This window comes from Thalassospira sp. MBR-102 (assembly GCF_040549275.1).
Classification (GTDB): Bacteria; Pseudomonadota; Alphaproteobacteria; order Rhodospirillales; family Thalassospiraceae; genus Thalassospira; species Thalassospira xiamenensis.
In genome coordinates, this window is sequence record NZ_JBEPTC010000001.1 from 587,306 (window position 1) to 605,497 (window position 18,192).

Genomic DNA, 18,192 nt, shown 5'->3' on the forward strand with positions numbered 1-18,192 from the left:
ATGCCTGCTCCTACGTGTTAATCGGTGACAAAACGGATCTGATCGCCAGCACGCAGACCAAGGATTTCGGCCTGATCGCGGTCCAGATCGACATGCGTGCCATTCACAACATTCATGTAAAGCCAGCTTGCCTGATACCCGGAAAGTTCCAGTGTGCAGGCAAGGTGGCGTTCCATGGCGGGGCTTCGATCAACGATTTTGCGGATGGTGGCGATTTTGGAATGGCGGATGGTGCGGATGTCATCAAGCCGAACATCAACGCATGGTCCGCCATCAAAAATATCGACCGCATTTGAAAACCGGAAACCTTCCTTTTTCAAAAGGTTCAATGCCGGGCGCGTTTCATCATGGGTTTTGCCGATCACATCCTGGGCGGCCTTGGGCAGCATTTCGATATAGATCGGATATTTCGGCATCAGATCGGCAATGAACTGGTTATTGCCGATCCCGGAAATGTAATCGGCATCCGGGAACGGGATATTGAAGAAATGCGATCCCAGAGCTTCCCAAAGCGGTGATTTACCGTTTTCATTCTGCCAGCCGCGCATTTCGGCCATGACCATTTCCGAAAACCGTTCCTTGAAGCACCCCATCAGCAAATATCGTGACCGTGCCAGAAGCTGCCCGTTGCCGTCCTTGCGATAATCGGGGTCAAGGTAAAGTGTGCCCACCTCGGTAGCACCCTGATAATCATTCACGAGGGTCAGCAGGCGTGACGTTACGGTGACATTCAATTCGTGCGAATACTGCGTCAGTTTCAGGATTTTATAGTTATAGAACGCCTTTGATAACCCGACCCCGGCATAGATCGCGCAGGTGCCCGCGACCTTGCCATTGGCGGTATCTTCGAGAACCATGAAATAGCTTTCGCCACCCGGCCCGTTTGCATCGGCCCCGAAGGCCTCGATGCTTTCAGAAATGCGGGCTTTGAGCACGTCACGATTGGCGGGAAGGGTGGTTAACCCCTTGCTGGCCGAGGATGCCAGATCAACCAGCCGGTCAAGGTCGCTCATACGGGCGGGGCGGACACGCATCATGATTTTATATCTCCGTCTTTTTCAATGCGTCGGGTAAATCACCGGAACCGGCTTTCATCAGGATCAGGGCCGAAAGTTTTGCCCGCTCGATCAGACTTTCGAGCTTCACAAATTCCTGATCGGAATGGATCAGGCCGCCGCGCACCCCAAGGGTATCGATATTGGGCAATCCGGCCTCGGCCAGATTGTTGCCATCGCAACAGCCCCCCGTTGCCTTCCATGAGATGTCCAGATCAAGGTCATGACCCAGTTCGCGGACCCATTCGAAAAGCGCCTTGGTCCTGCCAGCCATTGGTTTTGGCGCGCGGCCAAACTGGCCATGCAGTTCGGCCGTGATGCCGGCACGCTGATTGATCGAGGCAATGACGTCGGCAATTTGATTTTCGGCCTGATGGCGTTCGTCATGGTTTGAAACCCGAACGTTAAAGCGCACGACGGCACTTTCGGGCACGACATTGACCGGCCCGCCGCCATCGATCTTGCCGATATTGAATGTGGCCTCGCCAACCTTGCCGTTAAGCTGATCAAGGCGCATGACGCAGTCACTGGCCGCGACCATCGCACTGCGCCCGGCATGAAATTCGCGCCCCGCATGGGCAGCACGCCCCTTGATCCTGATGGCAAAATTGCCCGATCCCTTGCGTGCCCCGGCAAGGGTGCCGTCTTCCAGTGCCGGTTCATACAGCATGCCGAAATCGGCGGTACGGGCGCGCTCCGCCAGAAACGGGGCTGATCCGATGGAGCCGGTTTCTTCATCCGGGTTCAGGATCACGTCCCAGCCGATGCCACCCGCAAACGGGCTTCGTTCCAGCGCGCTTAACGCATTGAGGATTGTCAGGATGCCGCCTTTGGCATCGGCAACACCCGGCCCGTTCAAGGTGTTTTCATCGATCAGGCGCGGGGTTTGAAACGCACTGTCGATGGCAAAGACCGTGTCATAATGAATGCACAGCAGAACCCTAACCGGGGCCTGTGGCCGTTTGGAAAAATGCAAAAGCTTGCCATAGCGCACGGGGGCGATGCTGCCGTCGCTGGCAACTGCCTCGCTATCGGGCAGGTCGATAATGGCGGTTGTGGCATCAAGTTCGGCAAAGGCATCCAGAATGGCGTCACGCATCCGGTCGAGGCCGTCGATATTGCCCGTACCACTATTGATCGCGGACCACGATTTCAGGCGATCAAGCGTTTTGTCGTAACGCTGATCAAGCCAGTCGAGCCAAGGCTGAAACTTTGCATATTCGGTCATGATAACCTTTGGAACGGTTTGGCATTGTTGATTGATTATTGGATATATCGTGCCAAAAACCGCCCGGCAGGTGGTGCGGGATACGGGGATGGAAACGGAATTACCTGCGGTCCGATGAAATGCGGGTTGGTAATTTTATTTCAAAATTGATGCCTCTAGAAAAATAAACTTGATTTAGGTCAGTCTTCCTTGCCAAATAATGGCAACAACACTGACCTAAAGAGAAGCCCCATGACTGTCCAATGGAATGACCTGATCGTTCGCGATGCCCGTGCGCTTACCGCCTCCGAAATCCGTGATCTGCTTAAAGTGGCCGACCGGCCGGAAATCATTTCCTTTGCCGGGGGCGTACCCGACCCGTCGCTTTTCCCGCTGGCCGATTTTAATGCCATCTATGGTGATCTGACGACCGACGAGGTTGCCGGTCGCAAAAGCCTGCAATATTCCATCAGCGAAGGCCTGCCGGCCCTGCGTCAATGGATTGTCGATGATCTGGCTGCCAGCGGGGCGGTGCGCGGGATTGATAACATCCTGATTACCTGTGGTGCGCAGCAGGGGCTTGATATGCTTGCCCGTTTGTTGTTGGAACCGGGCCGTGAAATTGTTGTGGAAAAGCCAAGCTACCTTGGCGGGATGCAGGCCTTTTCCATGCGCCGTCCGACCTATGTCGGGGTGAAGATGGATGATGATGGCCCGGTGATTGCCGAACTCGAAGCCGCGTTTGAACGTGGTGCGCGCATTGCCTATCTCGCACCGGATTTCCAGAATCCGACCGGGCGGTCCTATAGTCTTGAACGGCGTCTGGCCGTTCTTGAAATCGCGCGCAAATATGGTGCGGTCATTCTTGAAGACGCGGCCTATTGCAAGCTGTCCTACGAAGGTGATGTGTTGCCATCGTTGCTGTCACTTGATGAAACCAATGGCGATCCAGAGGCCGGAACCGTTATTCAGCTTGGCACATTTTCCAAAACGCTGGTGCCCGCCCTTCGGATTGGCTGGGTTTCTGCGCCCCGTCCGGTGATCGAACGGCTGGTTCTGATGAAGCAGGCCGGTGATCTGCATGTGTCGACCATCAATCAGGAAGTCGCCCTTCGTGCGGCACGCAGACTGTTTCCGGGGCATCTGGATACCATCCGCGATGCCTATCGCGCCAAACGCGACACGATGCTGGCCGCCCTTGACGAATTCATGCCCGAAACCGTGTCCTATACAAGACCCGAAGGCGGCATGTTCATCTGGCTGACTCTGCCGGAAAATATCGACAGCCGCCAATTGCTGGATCAGGCCCTGCACGATGCCAGGGTCGCCTTTGTCCCCGGTCAGGCTTTCTTCTGTGATCACACGGGCCGCAATACCGCACGGCTCAGCTTCGCGACCGAAAACGCGGATCGCATTCGCGACGGGATCGAGCGCTTGGCATTGCTGATCCGGCGGGTGCACAATCAGTAAAGTGCACCACGAAACAAATCCGGAGGATCATCATGAACATCCAGCGCAACGCATCAAAACCATCGGCCAAAGGATCGCCGGATTACTTCACGGGTACGGTCAGGATCGACAGCCCGTTTCAGACCACCGATCCCGCCCGTGTCGGTGGGGCCATTGTGACGTTTGAACCGGGGGCGCGCACCGCATGGCATACCCATCCGCTGGGCCAGACCGTGATCATCACAAGTGGTCTTGGCTGGGCGCAGCGTGAAGGCGGACCCCGCGAAGAAATCCGCCCTGGCGATATCATCTGGTTCGAACCGGGTGAAAAGCACTGGCATGGGGCGACCGACAAAACCGCGATGACGCATATCGCGATTGCGGAATCCGTGAACGGATCGGCGGTGGATTGGCTGGAAAAGGTGGCGGACAGCGATTATCTGGGCCAATGACCTGACCCGAATAAAAAAGCCCGGCAGGGGTGGGGGACCTTTCTGCCGGGCCGGAGTTGCTGACAAGTGTCAGCAGGTAGACGGTTAAATCCGGTATTTGTGACCGGATATTTTCATGAAATCCCGGTGATCAGGCTGCGGAGCAAAAGCGACACGGCCCCGATCACAAGGATTCCCCCGGCATAGAGCCCGATAAACCAAAGCACACGCCGGGTTTTGGGTTTGGGTGAAAATGCCGTCATCAGTGATATCCTTCATCCCCGACCTTGCCCCGGAATACCCAATAGGCATAGGCGGTATAGGCCAGAATGATCGGGATCAGGATGGCGGCACCGAACAGCATGAAGGACAGGCTGTTATCGGGGGCTGCGGCCGTTCTGAAATCAATCATCGGCGGGACGATATTGGGATAAAGCGTGATGCCAAACCCGGCATAGCACAGGAAGAAAATCCCAAGCGTAATGCCAAACACCGTCTTTTCCCGGTGCTTCACCGCATGCCAAAGCCAGAAAAGCAGACCGGTCGTGACAATCGGGATCGGGGCGAGGAAAAACAGGTTTGGCATATCAAACCATCGCGCGGCATAAGCCGGGTGGATATAGCTTGTCATCAGTGACACCACGCCAAGATTGGCTGCCATCCAGATGACCGCAGGCTTGGCAAGGGCCCGCAAACGTCCCTGAAAATTGCCTTCCATCTTCATGATCAGCCAGCCGGTGCCAAGCAGGGCATAGCCGACCACAACGGCGGATGCGCAGAACACCGAAAACGGGCTTAACCAATCAAACGGACCGCCAACGAATTTGGCATTTTCAACGGCAATGCCTTCGATAAACGCACCCAGCATTGCACCCTGCATCGCGGCCGCAATGATCGACCCGGCGGAAAAGGCAAAGTCCCAGTGTTTTTGATGATCGCGGCTTTTGAACCGGAATTCGAACGCGACCCCACGAAACACCAATGCTAGCAGCATGGTGAAAACCGGGATGTAAAACGCGGTCATCAGCAATGAATAGGCCAGCGGGAAGGCGGCATAAAGCCCACCACCGCCCAGCACCAGCCAGGTTTCATTGCCATCCCACACAGGAGCAACCGTATTCATCATCTTACCGCGTTTGGCCGGGTCCTTGATGAAGGGAAACAGAATGCCAATGCCAAGATCAAAACCATCGAGCGTGACATAGGCGAAAACGGCAACCGCAATCAGCAGTGCCCAGATCAGTTGATAATCCATGATCATTCTCCTGCCGTCGGGATGGTGGGATCAGAAACCGGGCGGCTTCCGGCGCGCAGCACCTCGCCCTTCGGCGAATGGGCAAAACGAGGGTCCCTGTTCATCGCGCGGATGATATAGGCGGTGCCAACCCCGAACACGATGGCATAGACAATGACGAATGCGGCAAGCGATCCGGCAATTGCGGTCGGGGCGACGGGCGATCCGGCCTCGGATGTGCGCATCAATCCGTAAACCACCCATGGCTGACGTCCGATTTCGGTGGTGAACCATCCGGCCAGAATGGCGATAAAGCCGCTTGGTCCCATGATCAGGGCAAAGCGATGCAGCCACGTGCAGCTATAAAGCGATTTGCGCCACCGGGCGAACAGGCTGACGATACCAAGTAACGCCATCAAAACGCCCAGCCCGACCATGATGCGGAATGTCCAGAATACGATGGTCGCATTCGGGCGATCTTCGGGGGCGAAATCCTTTAATCCGGTGATCCTGCCATCCCAGTCATGTGTCAGGATCATTGATCCCAGTTTCGGGATTTCAACGGCGTATTTTGTTTCCTCTGCCGCCATGTCGGGCCAGCCAAACAGGATTAGCGGCGCACCATTTTGCGTTTCAAAATGGCCCTCCATAGCCGCGACCTTGGCCGGTTGATGTTCAAGGGTATTAAGCCCGTGCATATCACCGGCCACGATCTGGATCGGGGCGACAATGGCGGCCATCCACATTGCCATGGAAAACATGATCCGTGCGGCGCGGTTTTCCCGATCACGCAGCAAATGCCACGCCCCCACCGCACCAACCACAAGGGCGGTGGTCAGGAAGGCGGCCAGAACCATGTGAACAAGCCGATAGGGGAAGCTTGGATTAAAGATCACATCCCACCAGCTTTGGACAACAGCCCGACCATTTTCGATAATATGGCCGGTGGGTGTCTGCATCCAGCTATTGGCGGACAAAATCCAGAAGGCGGAAAACAATGTGCCAATCGCAACCATGGTGGTCGCAGTGAAATGCAGCTTCGGTCCGACACGGTTAAGGCCAAACAGCATGATGCCAAGGAACCCGGCCTCAAGGAAAAAGGCGCTTAGCACCTCGTAGGCCAGAAGCGGGCCCAGCACGCTGCCGGTAAATTCGGAAAAAGGTCCCCAGTTCGTGCCGAACTGATAGGACATGACAATGCCCGAAACGACACCCATGCCAAAGGCCAGCGCAAAGATTTTCAGCCAGAATTTATATAGCGCCAGATAGGTGTCATCGCGTGTGCGCAGCCAAAGCGCTTCGAGCACGAAAAGATAACTGGCCAGTCCAATGGTAAAGGACGGAAAAATGATGTGAAACGAGATGGTGAACGCGAATTGCACGCGGGCCAATATGTCGGGATCAAACATTGGCGTTGGTCCTTTTATCAGGCAAAGCCTTCCTGTCGGGCCGCGTTTTTCGTTGCAACGCGAAATCGCTCATTGCATGACCTGATCCACTGAGAACAGCGGATCAGGGGCCGTGTTCATAAGGATAAAGTGATAAAGGGCCCGTCCGAATTGTGCATTGCGTATTCGCAATTTTGATCTGGAAAAATTCGATTATGCGTTTGTGGAAAGGCAAAGCTTTTCCAAAGCCAGCGAACTTTGCGTCTGGCGGCGTTCCTTGTGGCGCAGCATCATGAATTTGCGTGGGCGGATGTGAAATGCTGCACGGAAAAGCCGCCCCTGCGCGATCAGGGAACTGACGGCGAAGCTTGAAACGGCGGTGGCGCTGATGCCGGTTTCAACCGCGGTAATCACCGCCTCGTTTGCCGGTAATGTCAGGGCGATTTTAAGCCGTTGCGGATCGATGCCAGACTGGTGCACGGCATTTTCAAATTCCGACCGTGTTCCGGAACCGGCTTCGCGAAGGACCCAACTGCTTTGAGTTGTCAGGTCCTGCGCGCTTAAGGGCCTGCCGTCAGCCCAGAGATGTTTGGGGCCGACCACCACCACCAATGCATCTTCGGCGACTTCGCGCATGGCAAGTGCCGGTTCATCAACTTCGCCCTCGATAAAGCCGATATCGGCGGCACCACCGCGGACGGCATCGGCCACGGTTTTTGTATTGCCAATCGTCAGATTGATGGCAATGCCGGGATACTGATCATGAAACTGCATCAAAAACGGTGGCAGCCAGTAACTGGCGATTGTCTGGCTGGCATAAACGTTAAGCTCGCCGCGCTGCAATCCGCCAAGTTCGGCCAGTGTCAGTTCGGCGGCGCGTGCGCGCGCCAGGGTCGCCTTGGCCTCGTTTAAAAACAGCCGCCCGGTTTCGCTAAGCTCGATCCGCCGTCCGACCCGGTGGAACAGCGCAACGCCATAAAACCCTTCTAGGTTCTTGATCGCCGAACTGACTGCCGAGGGGGTGAGGCCAATTGCATCGGCAGCTTTTGTAAGATGTTCGCGTTCGGCCACGGCCACAAAGATGGCAAGCTGTTCAAGAGTCATCATGGCAAATGCCCGTTATTGTTCGAAATAATCGAATGAAATATCCATTTTTATTCGATGGAAGTAAATGATTGTTCGTGTGATTTTCCGACTGTCACATTTTACAGGCAGATCATGTTTTTTAAGGCGCACATCAAATCCCTTTTGCCCGGTTTGTTCCTGACCACGGCGATTGCCCTGATCGCCAAACTGGTCGAGCAGGCGGAGCGTAGCCTTTTGGGGCATGGCTGGATCGAAGGTCTGGTTTTTGCCATCCTGCTTGGTGTGGTGGTGCGATCCGTGTTTGGCCTTGCCAAGCCGTTTCATGATGGTGTGCGGTTTTGTGGGAAGACCGTGCTTGAAATCGCGATTGTTTTGCTGGGCGCGTCAATCAGTGCGCAGGCCTTGGGGCAGGCGGGCTTTGGCCTGATTGCGGCCATTGTTCTGGTGGTTTGCACCAGTCTGTTTTTAAGCTTCCATATCGGGCGGTTACTTGGACTGTCGAAGCATTTAGCGATGCTGGTGGCCTGCGGCAATTCGATCTGTGGCAATTCGGCGATTGCCGCCACCGCCCCGGTGATTTCAGCAAAATCCGATGATGTTGCGGCCTCCATCGCCTTTACCGCGGTTCTGGGGGTTCTGTTTGTTTTTGCCCTGCCGCTGGTGCATGTCGGGCTGGGCCTGAGTGCCGCGCAATATGGTATTTTTTCCGGGCTGACGGTCTATGCCGTACCGCAGGTTCTGGCCGCGACGGCCCCGGCGGGTGCGTTGGCCGTGCAGGTCGGCACCCTGGTCAAGCTGATCCGCGTTCTGATGCTTGGCCCGGTGATCTTTGCGCTTGCCCTTATGGGGGGGCGCAAGCGCGAGGTTCGCCTGCCTGTGACCCAGATGGTGCCGTGGTTCATTGTCGGGTTCGTTGCGATGATGGCAGCCCGTTCATTTGGCCTGATCCCCGAAATCGCGCTGGAGCCGATGCGCACAATTTCATCCTTCCTGACTATCCTTGCCATGGCGGCATTGGGGTTAAGTGTCGATATCCGAAGCGTCATGCATGTTGGCGGGCGGGTGATGGCAGCGGCCCTTCTGTCGCTTCTGGTGCTGTGCGCGCTAGGGCTTATGGTGCTGGTGATTTTGGCCTGATCGCAGATAAAAAAAGCCCGCCGCCTGTTCGGGGGGAATGGCGACGGGCAAGGGGAAGATGCGTCCGGCATCTTCAGACATTGGCGAGCAGGCACTGTGGGAGGCAGGGATCGCGCAATGTCACGGGTAGATCTGCGTTGGTAATCTTCTTTACGTTCCTGCTTCTGTTTTAGATTGCTCGTTTCCTTGTTCGGCGTGTTTCAGTGCATTCCATTCGTCATCGGTGAAGATGCGTGATCGGGTCAGAAAGCGTTTGCCTTCGGGTCCCTCAAGCGAAAACATGCCCCCGCGTCCATCCACGACGTCAATGATCAGCTGTGTGTGACGCCAATATTCGAATTGGGCGCGTCCGATATAAAACGGGCTGCCTTCAATTTCGCCCAGTAACACATCCTGATCGCCGGTTTTGAATTCCCCATCCGGAAAGCACATTGGCGCACTGCCATCGCAACATCCACCCGACTGATGAAACATCAGGGGGCCGTGAATGTCCTTGAGCTTCCGGATCAGGGCAGTGGCCGCGTCGGTGGCCGTCACCCGTGCCGGAATTTGATCTGTTGCCATCTTCGCCTCCTGTATCGGGAAGGGCCGGGTGCGAACGGGCACCCGGCCAGAACATTCCGATCAGAAGAAGCCCATCGGTTTCGGATCATAGGAAACCAGCAGGTTCTTGGTCTGCTGATAATGGTTGAGCATCATCTTGTGGTTTTCACGCCCGATACCCGATTGCTTGTACCCGCCAAAGGCCGCATGCGCCGGATAGAGGTGATAGCAATTGGTCCAGACGCGACCGGCCTTGATATTGCGGCCAAACCGATAGGCGCGCGTGCCATCGCGGGTCCAGACACCGGCACCAAGACCGTAAAGCGTATCGTTGGCGATTTTAAGCGCCTCTGCCTCGTCCTTGAAGGTTGTTGCTGAAACCACCGGGCCAAAGATTTCCTCTTGGAAAATCCGCATCCGGTTGTGCCCCTTGAAGATGGTAGGCTGGACATAGAACCCGGTCGAAAGATCGCCGCCCAGTTCCGCCCTGCCGCCGCCGCAAAGGACTTCGGCACCTTCCTGCTTGCCGATATCAAGGTAGGACAGGATTTTTTCCATCTGTTCGGTCGATGCCTGCGCGCCGATCATGGTTTCACTATCCAGCGGGTTGCCCTGCTTGATATTGGCCACGCGTGACAGGACGCTATCCATGAACTTGTCATAGATGTTTTCCTGAATAAGCGCACGCGACGGGCAGGTGCAGACCTCGCCCTGATTGAGCGCGAACATGGTCATGCCTTCGGCGGCTTTCTGACGGAAATCATCATCCTGTGCCATCACATCATCAAAGAAGATGTTGGGCGATTTGCCGCCCAGTTCGAGGGTGACCGGAATGATGTTTTCGCTGGCATATTGCATGATCAGGCGGCCGGTGGTGGTTTCGCCGGTAAAGGCGACCTTGGCGATCCGGTTGCTTTGTGCCAATGGCTTGCCAGCTTCGACCCCGAAGCCCTGCACGACGTTCAGAACACCGGCAGGAAGAAGATCACCAACCAGTTCCAGAAGTACGCAAATCGATGCCGGGGTCTGTTCGGCCGGTTTCAGGATAACGCAGTTGCCCGCCGCCAGCGCCGGGGCCAGTTTCCAGACTGCCATCAGGATCGGGAAGTTCCACGGAATGATCTGCCCGACAACGCCAAGCGGTTCGTGGAAGTGATAGGCGACGGTATTGTCGTCAATCTCGCCAAGCGATCCTTCCTGGGCGCGGATCGCACCAGCAAAATACCGGAAATGATCAATCGCCAGCGGAATGTCGGCGGCGAGCGTTTCACGCACCGCCTTGCCATTATCCCATGTTTCGGCAACCGCCAGCATTTCAAGGTTCTGTTCCATGCGGTCGGCGATTTTATTGAGGATATTGGCCCGTTCGGTCACCGATGTTTTGCCCCACGCTTCGGCTGCGCCGTGGGCGGCATCAAGTGCCTTTTCGATATCTTCCGAACTGGATCGTGCGATTTCGCAGAATGGCTTGCCATTCACCGGCGAGATATTTTCGAAATACTGCCCCTTGGTGGGCGCGGTCCATTCGCCGCCGATATAGTTGTCATAACGGGATTTGAATGCAACGACGCTGCCCGCGTCGCCCGGATTCTTGTAAATCATCTTGGATCCTCCATGATCGAAAGGCGGCTTTGCCACCTGTTTTTGGTTTTGGCCCTGACAGTTCCGCAAAGTACGTGCCAGTTCGCAAAATTCTGTGCCAGAGGACCCGGTGACCGATTTTTTTGCCTTTTTACAATCGGTTGGAAGATGGCGCTGATTGGGGGCGATTGTGTCATGCCGTTCCGTGTCGTGGCACAGATGGTACAAACTGTCCCATATTTGTGACACAACCAATTATGCCGTCTGTTTGCACGGAAACCATTTGGCGTTTCGGGGCTGTGATGTGTTACGATCTTGGCTGTGATCGGACGCGGACAAAGCCGCAAGCCGGGCCATGCCAGAACGCATTCCCGACAAAATACCGACGCAAGGGAGATAACGTCTTATGTCTGGAAACCATTACGGTGGACGGATCGAAGCTGCGTTGCAGTTAAGTGGCGTCGCCCAAAATCGCGCCGTTCTCGAAAGCTGGCAACGTTGCGAACAGCGCTTTGGTTTGGCGCATGACACTTTGCGCCGTCCCGAAGTCATGCCCGAAAGCCAAACCCGCCAGCGCCGTGATCGCAGCGGGCGGCTTTATCATCATGCCCATGATCTGGTGCGCACGCTTTATCGCAAGATCGATGCGTCGGGCTATGCGGTTTTCCTGACCGATAATGACGGTGTGATCCTTGACAGTGTCGCGGCCCACACGTTGCTGCCGTCGTTTCGCACCAACGGTCTTTTGCCCGGTGCGGTCTGGAGCGAGGAACGCGAGGGCACCAATGGTATCGGCACCTGCATCGTTGAAGGTCGTCCGATCACCATCCACAAGGACGAACATTTTCTGGCGCAACATGCGGTGCTGACCTGCACGGCGGCACCGGTGTTTGACCCCGAAGGGCAGGTTTGCTCTGTCCTTGATGTGTCTGCCGTGCGCGATGACATCAAACGTACGGATTGTTTGCGCGTCCGAAGCCTGATTGCCGATTATGCCGATGCGCTTGAGCGTATTCTTTTCTTTGATGAATGCGCGTCTGATCTGATCCTGCATCTTCATCCCGATGCCCAGCATGTCGGATCGACCCGTGATGCCCTGATTTCGATTGGCCCGGATGGTAATATCCGTGGTGCGACCTCGACCGCGCGCCGTTTGCTGGCGGCGGCGGATAATGCGTGCGATGTGCAATCGATGTTCGGTTTTGATCTTGATGGCCTGATCACGACCCTTGGCGTGGGCGAAGGGGCATCAACTTCTGCATCGGCCAAGGCCCTGGCGGTCAATGGCGGGGGGCTTTTGTTCGGGCGGGTGACTTTGCCTGAAAAGCAGCGGCGCAAGTTTATCTCGATGCGGCCCGCACCATTGTCGCGTCCGTCCGCGCGTTCGGCGGCGAATGGAACCGGTGACATCCCCGATCAGGACCCGGTAATCCGTCGTCTTTACAAGGTCGGTAGCAAGCTTCTGAGCAATCGTATCAATGTTCTGATGTCGGGCGAAACCGGCAGCGGCAAGGAACATATGGCGCGCGCCATTCATGCGTCGTCCGTTGGTGAACGCAAACCGTTTGTCGCGATCAATTGCGCGGCCCTTCCCGAAAGCCTGATTGAAAGCGAGCTTTTCGGTCATGCCGGTGGTGCCTTTACCGGGGCGGCACGCGATGGCTTTGGCGGGCGGATCAAACAGGCCGATGGCGGGACTTTGTTCCTGGATGAAATCGGTGATATGCCGCTTTCAGCACAGGGGCGGCTTTTGCGTATGCTTGAACAACGCACGGTCGAGCCGCTTGGCAGTACCAAATCCGTGCCGGTCAATTTCCGTCTGATCTGTGCCAGCAATGTTGATCTGACCCGTGCCGTGGCGGATGGCAAATTCCGCGAAGATCTGCTTTACCGGATCAAGGGCGCGCGGCTTTCGCTGCCGGCGCTTCGCGAACGGTCCGATCTGCCCGATCTCATCGCCCGGCTTCTTCGCGGTATTTCCGGCGATATGGCGGGGGATGTTCGGTGTTCTGACGACGTTCTGGAGCTGCTGTCACGCCATGACTGGCCGGGCAACATCCGCGAACTGGTCAATGTATTGCAATATGCCTGCGTCTTTGCCGAAGGTGGTTTGATCCTGCGGTCGCACCTGCCTGACGATTTCCACGAAGCCATTACGCGCGATCCAAATCATGCCGGATCGATCCTGAAACGGGCCGAATCCGATGCATTGCGTCAGGTGCTTGATGATCACCGCTGGCATATCAGCAAAACCGCAAAGGCGCTTGGCATCAGCCGCAATACGCTTTATCGCAAGATGGACCGGTTCGATATAAGGCGTGAAGCCTAGCCCTTGAGCACACCGTCAAGCGGCGAGGGCGCGGTGAGGCTTTCGAGCGGATAGCCCGAGAAGGTTTTGGTGCGTTCCATCACCACATGGCCACGGAAATTCTCGATCCCGATATTGGCGGCCAGAAGCTTTTCTTTAAGCTGGTTGAAATGCGCGATATCGCGGCAGATCATATCCATCGTGTAATCGAACGGTCCGGCGATTTTATAGCAGGAAATGACTTCGGGGACGTCGGTGATTGCGGCTTCGAACCGTTTGAAGTCATCGACCAGATGATTGCCCAGCGTGATTTCGGCCATGATGTGCAGGTTGGCACCGATTTTATCAAGGTCGATTTCCGCCAGATACTGCGTGATCAGCCCGGCTTCCTCAAGCTTGCGCACCCGTTCCAGACAGGGTGACGGCGACAGATTGACCTCTTCTGAAAGATCAAGGTTCGAAATCCGGCCATTGGTTTGCAAAACCTGCAGGATTTTGATGAACAGTCGATCCAGTTTCAGCATGGTCATTCCAGCTTGATGGGCAATGCTGCCTGTTTATCACCGCTTGTCGTCGTACGCGACCAAAATCCCCGAAACAAACTGCAAATCCTTGTCGGCAACCCCATGATTTTCATTGTCGAACGCGTCCGGATCGTTTTTAAGTAGGGGCAAATAATAAAGGGATATTTTCATGTGCGGCATCACCGGTCTGTGGCTAGGTCGCAATAGCGACGGCGATAAATTGCGCGACACCATCACGCGCATGACCGCTGCATTGCTTCATCGCGGGCCGGATGGCGGCGATGTCTGGTGCGATAGCGATGCCGGACTGGCGCTGGGGCAGCGTCGCCTTGCCATCATCGATCTTTCCGATGCCGGTAAACAACCGATGCATTCGGCCGATGGCCGTTATGTCATGGTCTATAATGGCGAAGTCTATAACGCCGAAGACCTGCGTGCCAAACTGGCCGGTGAAAACATTGTCTGGCGCGGCCATTCCGATAGCGAGGTGATCCTTGAATGCATGGCCCGCTGGGGCGTGCGCGATACGGTCAAACGCCTGATCGGCATGTTCGCCATCGCCCTTTGGGATAAAAAGACCGGCAAATTGACACTGGTTCGTGACCGGTTGGGGATCAAGCCCCTTTACTGGTCGCGTTATGACGGGAACATCGCCTTTGCGTCTGAGCTTAAAGGCCTGATCGCGGGCAATGTCATCTCGCGCGAGGTCAATCGTACCGCCCTTGATGCCTATTTGCGGTTTGGCTATGTGCCATCGGGGCATTCGATCTATGCCCACGCCAAAATGCTGCAACCTGGTCACATCCTTGAAATCGCCGGGGAGGGGCACGCATCCGAATTTGCCTACTGGTCGGTCGAGGACGCGGTCATCAGCGGTCAGAACCATCATTGGAGTGGCGATGACCAAAGTGCGATTGACGCACTGGAAGATTTGCTGCGCGATGCCGTCGAACGGCGGATGATTGCCGATGTGCCACTCGGCGCGTTTCTGTCGGGTGGTATTGATTCCTCGACTGTCGTTGCCCTGATGCAATCGGTTTCGGATCGGCCGGTGAAAACCTATTCCATCGGCTTTGATCATGATGCCTATAACGAGGCGGCCTTTGCCGGTGAAGTTGCCAAACATCTTGGCACCGACCATACCGAGCTTTACGTCACCGCCAAGGACGCGCTTGATCTGGTGCCGCGTCTTTCGGAAATCTATGACGAACCGTTCTTTGACAGCTCATCCATCCCGACCTGCCTGATTTCGGCCCTGACCCGCAAGGAAGTCACGGTTGCCCTTTCGGGCGATGGCGGCGATGAAACTTTTGGCGGCTATAATCGGTATCTTTGGGCGCGCCAGATCAGCAATATCGCCAAAAACATCCCGTTCGGATCGTCGCTGGTATCCAAGGGGCTGATGGCCCTGTCGCCTGGGCAATGGGATGCCCTGATCGGTCTTGTACCCGGCAAGCGCGGGACGGCGGCATTGGGCGACAAAATCCACAAGGTGGCACCGCTTCTGTCGATCCGTGACGATCTGGATCGCTATCAGGCGTTGCTTTCGCTTTGGAACCCCGATGTCCTGATGGCGGATGAACCGGGGAGGCCCCGCAAGAAATTCCGCATTCCGGGCGAAAAGTTCTGCCGTAACCGAAACCTTGATCATGTGTCCGCGATGCAGGTCATGGATACGATGATGTATATGGTCGATGACGTCCTGACCAAGGTTGACCGGGCATCAATGGCAAGCTCGCTTGAGGTGCGCGTGCCTTTGATCGATCATCGGGTGATCGAATTTGGCTGGCGTATGCCAGCGCACCTTAAGCTGGACGGTTCGGTGGGCAAGGTTGCCCTGCGGCGTATCCTTTACAAATATGTCCCGCGCGAATTGATCGACCGGCCCAAAACCGGTTTTGGTGTGCCGCTGGCGGAATGGTTGCGTGGGCCACTTAAGGAATGGGTTGGGGATTTGCTGGCACGCGATGCGCTTTATTCCGACCTGGGCCTGAACCGGGCCGAGATTGACAAACGCTTTGCCGAGCATCTTTCAGGCCGTAAGAACTGGGCCAATCAGCTTTGGGCGATTGCCATGCTGTCTGACTGGCAGCGTCGCTGGCTTTCCTGATTCCGTCTTCATATTCTGGCCTCTGAAACACCCCGCCTTCTGGCGGGGTGTTTTCGTTTGTGCAACAAATAAATCTGTTCATATTTTTCAAAATCGAAATTTTTGTGCAAACTTTCCCGGTCTTAGAGGGGGCCCGGGTATGTCATGAGATGCTGGGTAACTACAAATTGTCACAATTCATCGCTTGAAAATTTTCGAATATGAAATATTTTATGGTCAATATCGAAATTAAAGCGCGGAAGACATGCCATGCAGAACCATTCGGAATATGACCTGATCATCGTCGGCGGCGGGATCAACGGGGCGGGGATCGCCCGTGATGCAGCCGGGCGCGGGCTCAGGGTCCTGTTGTGCGAAATGAACGATCTGGCAAGTGCCACATCTTCGGCCAGTACGAAACTGATCCATGGCGGTCTGCGTTATCTTGAACATTATGAATTCCGTCTGGTCCGTGAGGCATTGAACGAACGCGAAGTCCTTCTGGGCAACGCGCCGCATATCATCTGGCCGCTGCGGTTTGTTCTGCCCCATGTTCCCGGCCTGCGTCCGGCATGGATGATTCGCCTTGGCCTGTTCCTTTACGATCATCTTGGCGGACGCAAAAAACTGCCGGGCAGCGAAGGCATTTCACTGCGCAAGCACGTTGCAGGGCAGCCGCTCAAGACCGGGATGGACAAGGCATTCGTCTATTCAGATTGCTGGGTCGATGATGCACGGCTTGTGGTTCTGAATGCCATGGATGCCCGCGAATGCGGTGCCGAAATCCTGACGCGTACCCGCTGTGTCGGTGCAACCCAACAGGATGGCAAATGGCAGGTCACCCTGAGTGATCGCGACAGCAACGCCGAACGCATCGTTAGTGGCAAGATGCTGATCAATGCCGCCGGTCCTTGGTGTGCCTCGCTGATTGATCCTGAGAATGGTGTGGTCGATGCCGAAACCAAGGCAAATATCCGTCTGGTCAAGGGTAGCCATATCGTGGTTCCGAAACTTTTCGATCATGATCATTGCTATATTTTCCAGAACCCGGATGGCCGCATCGTTTTTGCCATTCCCTATCAGGATGATTTCACCTTGATCGGCACCACCGATGTCGATTTTAACGGCGATCCGGCCAAGGTTGAAATCGGCGCTGACGAAGTCGATTATCTGTGCAAGCTGGCTGGTGATTATTTCGAAACACCGATTTCGGTGATGGATGTCGTCTGGTCCTATTCCGGGGTGCGTCCGCTATATGCGGGCGAGGGCGAAGTTGCCAACGCATCCAAAGTCTCGCGTGATTACACGCTCAAACTCGAAGCCGGGCAGGGCAAAGCCCCGGCGCTGCATGTGTTTGGTGGCAAAATCACCACCTATCGCAAACTGGCCGAGCATGCCTTGCAACTGATTTCAAAACAGCTTGGCGTGGCGGATCGTCCCTGGACGGCGGGCGAAGTACTGCCCGGTGGTGACCTGCCCGATGCATCCTTTGAAAAGGCCCTGCAATCCTATGGTGCCCGTTATGACTGGCTACCGGAAGCAACCCTGAAACGTCTTCTGCGTGCCTATGGCAGCAGGATCGAAAAACTGCTTGATGGCAGCAACAGTATGGCCGACCTTGGTGTTTGTTATGGTTATGACCTGTATGAAGCCGAAGTGCGTTATCTGATTGATCAGGAATGGGTGCGTGGCGTCGAAGACCTTGTCTGGCGTCGCTCCAAACTTGGTTTGCGCCTGTCAGAAGATCAGATTGCGGGACTTCGCAAACGTCTGGCATCCGTGTCATCGGACCAGATTGCGGCCCAGTAATCGGCTGGCCTTAATGCGCCGCGATTTCGCTGCGTAACTTTGCCAGCAAATCGCAGAGTTCCTGTTTGCGCGATGGGGTAATATCGCGCCAGTCATGGTCGTGAATGGCACCTTCAAGTGCATAAAGATAATTCACGCTGATCTGTTTTTCCCCGCCAAACCGGAACAATAGCCGTCTTGCCGTTTCCTCAATCCCGGCCTTGATCAGGTCGGATCGGCTTTTAATGCCAATCTCGGCCAGTTCGTGCGACGATGTCGGGCCGATATTGCGCATTTTTCCGTGCGGGTTCGGGGCGGGCATTATGGCGGCGATCCAGTCTGATCTATACGCGGGATTTCTGTGTGCTATGA

16 protein-coding genes are annotated in these 18,192 nt (G+C 55.7%); 6 read left to right on the forward strand and 10 right to left on the reverse strand.

Annotated elements, in window-relative coordinates; translation table 11 throughout:
* Positions 1-17: 17 nt before the first annotated feature.
* Together ABIE64_RS02860 and ABIE64_RS02865 are read right to left on the reverse strand one after the other, a co-directional pair.
* Positions 18-1,037 (reverse strand): arginine N-succinyltransferase, encoded by a 1,020-nt coding sequence (locus ABIE64_RS02860; protein ID WP_354376592.1) that lies wholly within the window; start codon positions 1,035-1,037, stop codon positions 18-20.
* 4 nt (positions 1,038-1,041) lie between these two features.
* The gene (locus tag ABIE64_RS02865) at positions 1,042-2,283 is read right to left on the reverse strand and encodes a hydrolase (RefSeq protein WP_354376593.1); all 1,242 of its coding nucleotides are present in this window, start codon (positions 2,281-2,283) and stop codon (positions 1,042-1,044) included.
* 231 nt (positions 2,284-2,514) lie between these two features.
* Here ABIE64_RS02865 and ABIE64_RS02870 point away from each other — a divergent pair, with 231 nt between their 5' ends.
* Together ABIE64_RS02870 and ABIE64_RS02875 are read left to right on the forward strand one after the other, a co-directional pair.
* Positions 2,515-3,732 (forward strand): aminotransferase-like domain-containing protein, encoded by a 1,218-nt coding sequence (locus ABIE64_RS02870; RefSeq protein ID WP_354376594.1) that lies wholly within the window; start codon positions 2,515-2,517, stop codon positions 3,730-3,732.
* 32 nt (positions 3,733-3,764) lie between these two features.
* Positions 3,765-4,163: a (R)-mandelonitrile lyase gene (locus ABIE64_RS02875; RefSeq protein ID WP_354376595.1), complete on the forward strand. Its 399-nt coding sequence runs from the start codon at positions 3,765-3,767 to the stop codon at positions 4,161-4,163.
* 113 nt (positions 4,164-4,276) lie between these two features.
* Here ABIE64_RS02875 and ABIE64_RS02880 read toward each other — a convergent pair whose 3' ends face one another.
* The 4 genes from ABIE64_RS02880 to ABIE64_RS02895 form a co-directional block, all read right to left on the reverse strand.
* Positions 4,277-4,405, reverse strand: a complete 129-nt coding sequence (locus tag ABIE64_RS02880; RefSeq protein WP_040059893.1) for a DUF2474 family protein — start codon at positions 4,403-4,405, stop codon at positions 4,277-4,279.
* On the reverse strand, positions 4,405-5,397 hold the full coding sequence (gene cydB, locus ABIE64_RS02885; protein WP_503012840.1) for a cytochrome d ubiquinol oxidase subunit II: 993 nt from the start codon (positions 5,395-5,397) through the stop codon (positions 4,405-4,407). The genes ABIE64_RS02880 and cydB overlap by 1 nt, the downstream gene beginning before the upstream one ends.
* Before the next feature lie 2 nt (positions 5,398-5,399).
* Entirely contained in the window at positions 5,400-6,785 is a 1,386-nt protein-coding gene (locus ABIE64_RS02890; protein ID WP_354376597.1) for a cytochrome ubiquinol oxidase subunit I, read from the reverse strand.
* Between the two features lie 192 nt (positions 6,786-6,977).
* Entirely contained in the window at positions 6,978-7,871 is an 894-nt protein-coding gene (locus ABIE64_RS02895) for a LysR substrate-binding domain-containing protein (RefSeq protein WP_354376598.1), read from the reverse strand.
* A 111-nt stretch (positions 7,872-7,982) separates the two neighbouring features.
* Between ABIE64_RS02895 and ABIE64_RS02900 the strand changes: the two genes are divergently transcribed.
* Entirely contained in the window at positions 7,983-8,987 is a 1,005-nt protein-coding gene (locus tag ABIE64_RS02900) for a YeiH family protein (RefSeq protein WP_354376599.1), read from the forward strand.
* Between the two features lie 150 nt (positions 8,988-9,137).
* On the opposite strand, the gene ABIE64_RS02905 is transcribed toward ABIE64_RS02900, so the two are convergent.
* Together ABIE64_RS02905 and adh are read right to left on the reverse strand one after the other, a co-directional pair.
* Positions 9,138-9,551 (reverse strand): DUF779 domain-containing protein, encoded by a 414-nt coding sequence (locus ABIE64_RS02905; RefSeq protein ID WP_354376600.1) that lies wholly within the window; start codon positions 9,549-9,551, stop codon positions 9,138-9,140.
* 60 nt (positions 9,552-9,611) lie between these two features.
* Complete coding sequence (gene adh, locus ABIE64_RS02910) at positions 9,612-11,132, reverse strand: aldehyde dehydrogenase (RefSeq protein ID WP_007091412.1); 1,521 nt, start codon at positions 11,130-11,132, stop codon at positions 9,612-9,614.
* Between the two features lie 385 nt (positions 11,133-11,517).
* Between adh and ABIE64_RS02915 the strand changes: the two genes are divergently transcribed.
* Complete coding sequence (locus ABIE64_RS02915; RefSeq protein ID WP_354376601.1) at positions 11,518-13,440, forward strand: sigma-54-dependent Fis family transcriptional regulator; 1,923 nt, start codon at positions 11,518-11,520, stop codon at positions 13,438-13,440.
* On the opposite strand, the gene ABIE64_RS02920 is transcribed toward ABIE64_RS02915, so the two are convergent.
* The gene (locus ABIE64_RS02920; protein WP_084716621.1) at positions 13,437-13,943 is read right to left on the reverse strand and encodes an Lrp/AsnC family transcriptional regulator; all 507 of its coding nucleotides are present in this window, start codon (positions 13,941-13,943) and stop codon (positions 13,437-13,439) included. The two genes, ABIE64_RS02915 and ABIE64_RS02920, sit on opposite strands and share 4 nt — an antisense overlap.
* Before the next feature lie 169 nt (positions 13,944-14,112).
* Between ABIE64_RS02920 and asnB the strand changes: the two genes are divergently transcribed.
* Together asnB and glpD are read left to right on the forward strand one after the other, a co-directional pair.
* Complete coding sequence (gene asnB / locus ABIE64_RS02925; RefSeq protein WP_354376602.1) at positions 14,113-16,053, forward strand: asparagine synthase (glutamine-hydrolyzing); 1,941 nt, start codon at positions 14,113-14,115, stop codon at positions 16,051-16,053.
* Positions 16,054-16,302: 249 nt separating this feature from the next.
* Positions 16,303-17,841 carry a glycerol-3-phosphate dehydrogenase gene (glpD, locus tag ABIE64_RS02930; RefSeq protein WP_354376603.1) on the forward strand — a complete coding sequence of 513 codons (1,539 nt, stop codon included), beginning with the start codon at positions 16,303-16,305 and terminating at the stop codon, positions 17,839-17,841.
* 10 nt (positions 17,842-17,851) lie between these two features.
* Here glpD and ABIE64_RS02935 read toward each other — a convergent pair whose 3' ends face one another.
* Entirely contained in the window at positions 17,852-18,142 is a 291-nt protein-coding gene (locus ABIE64_RS02935) for a TfoX/Sxy family DNA transformation protein (protein ID WP_354376604.1), read from the reverse strand.
* Positions 18,143-18,192: the final 50 nt, after the last annotated feature.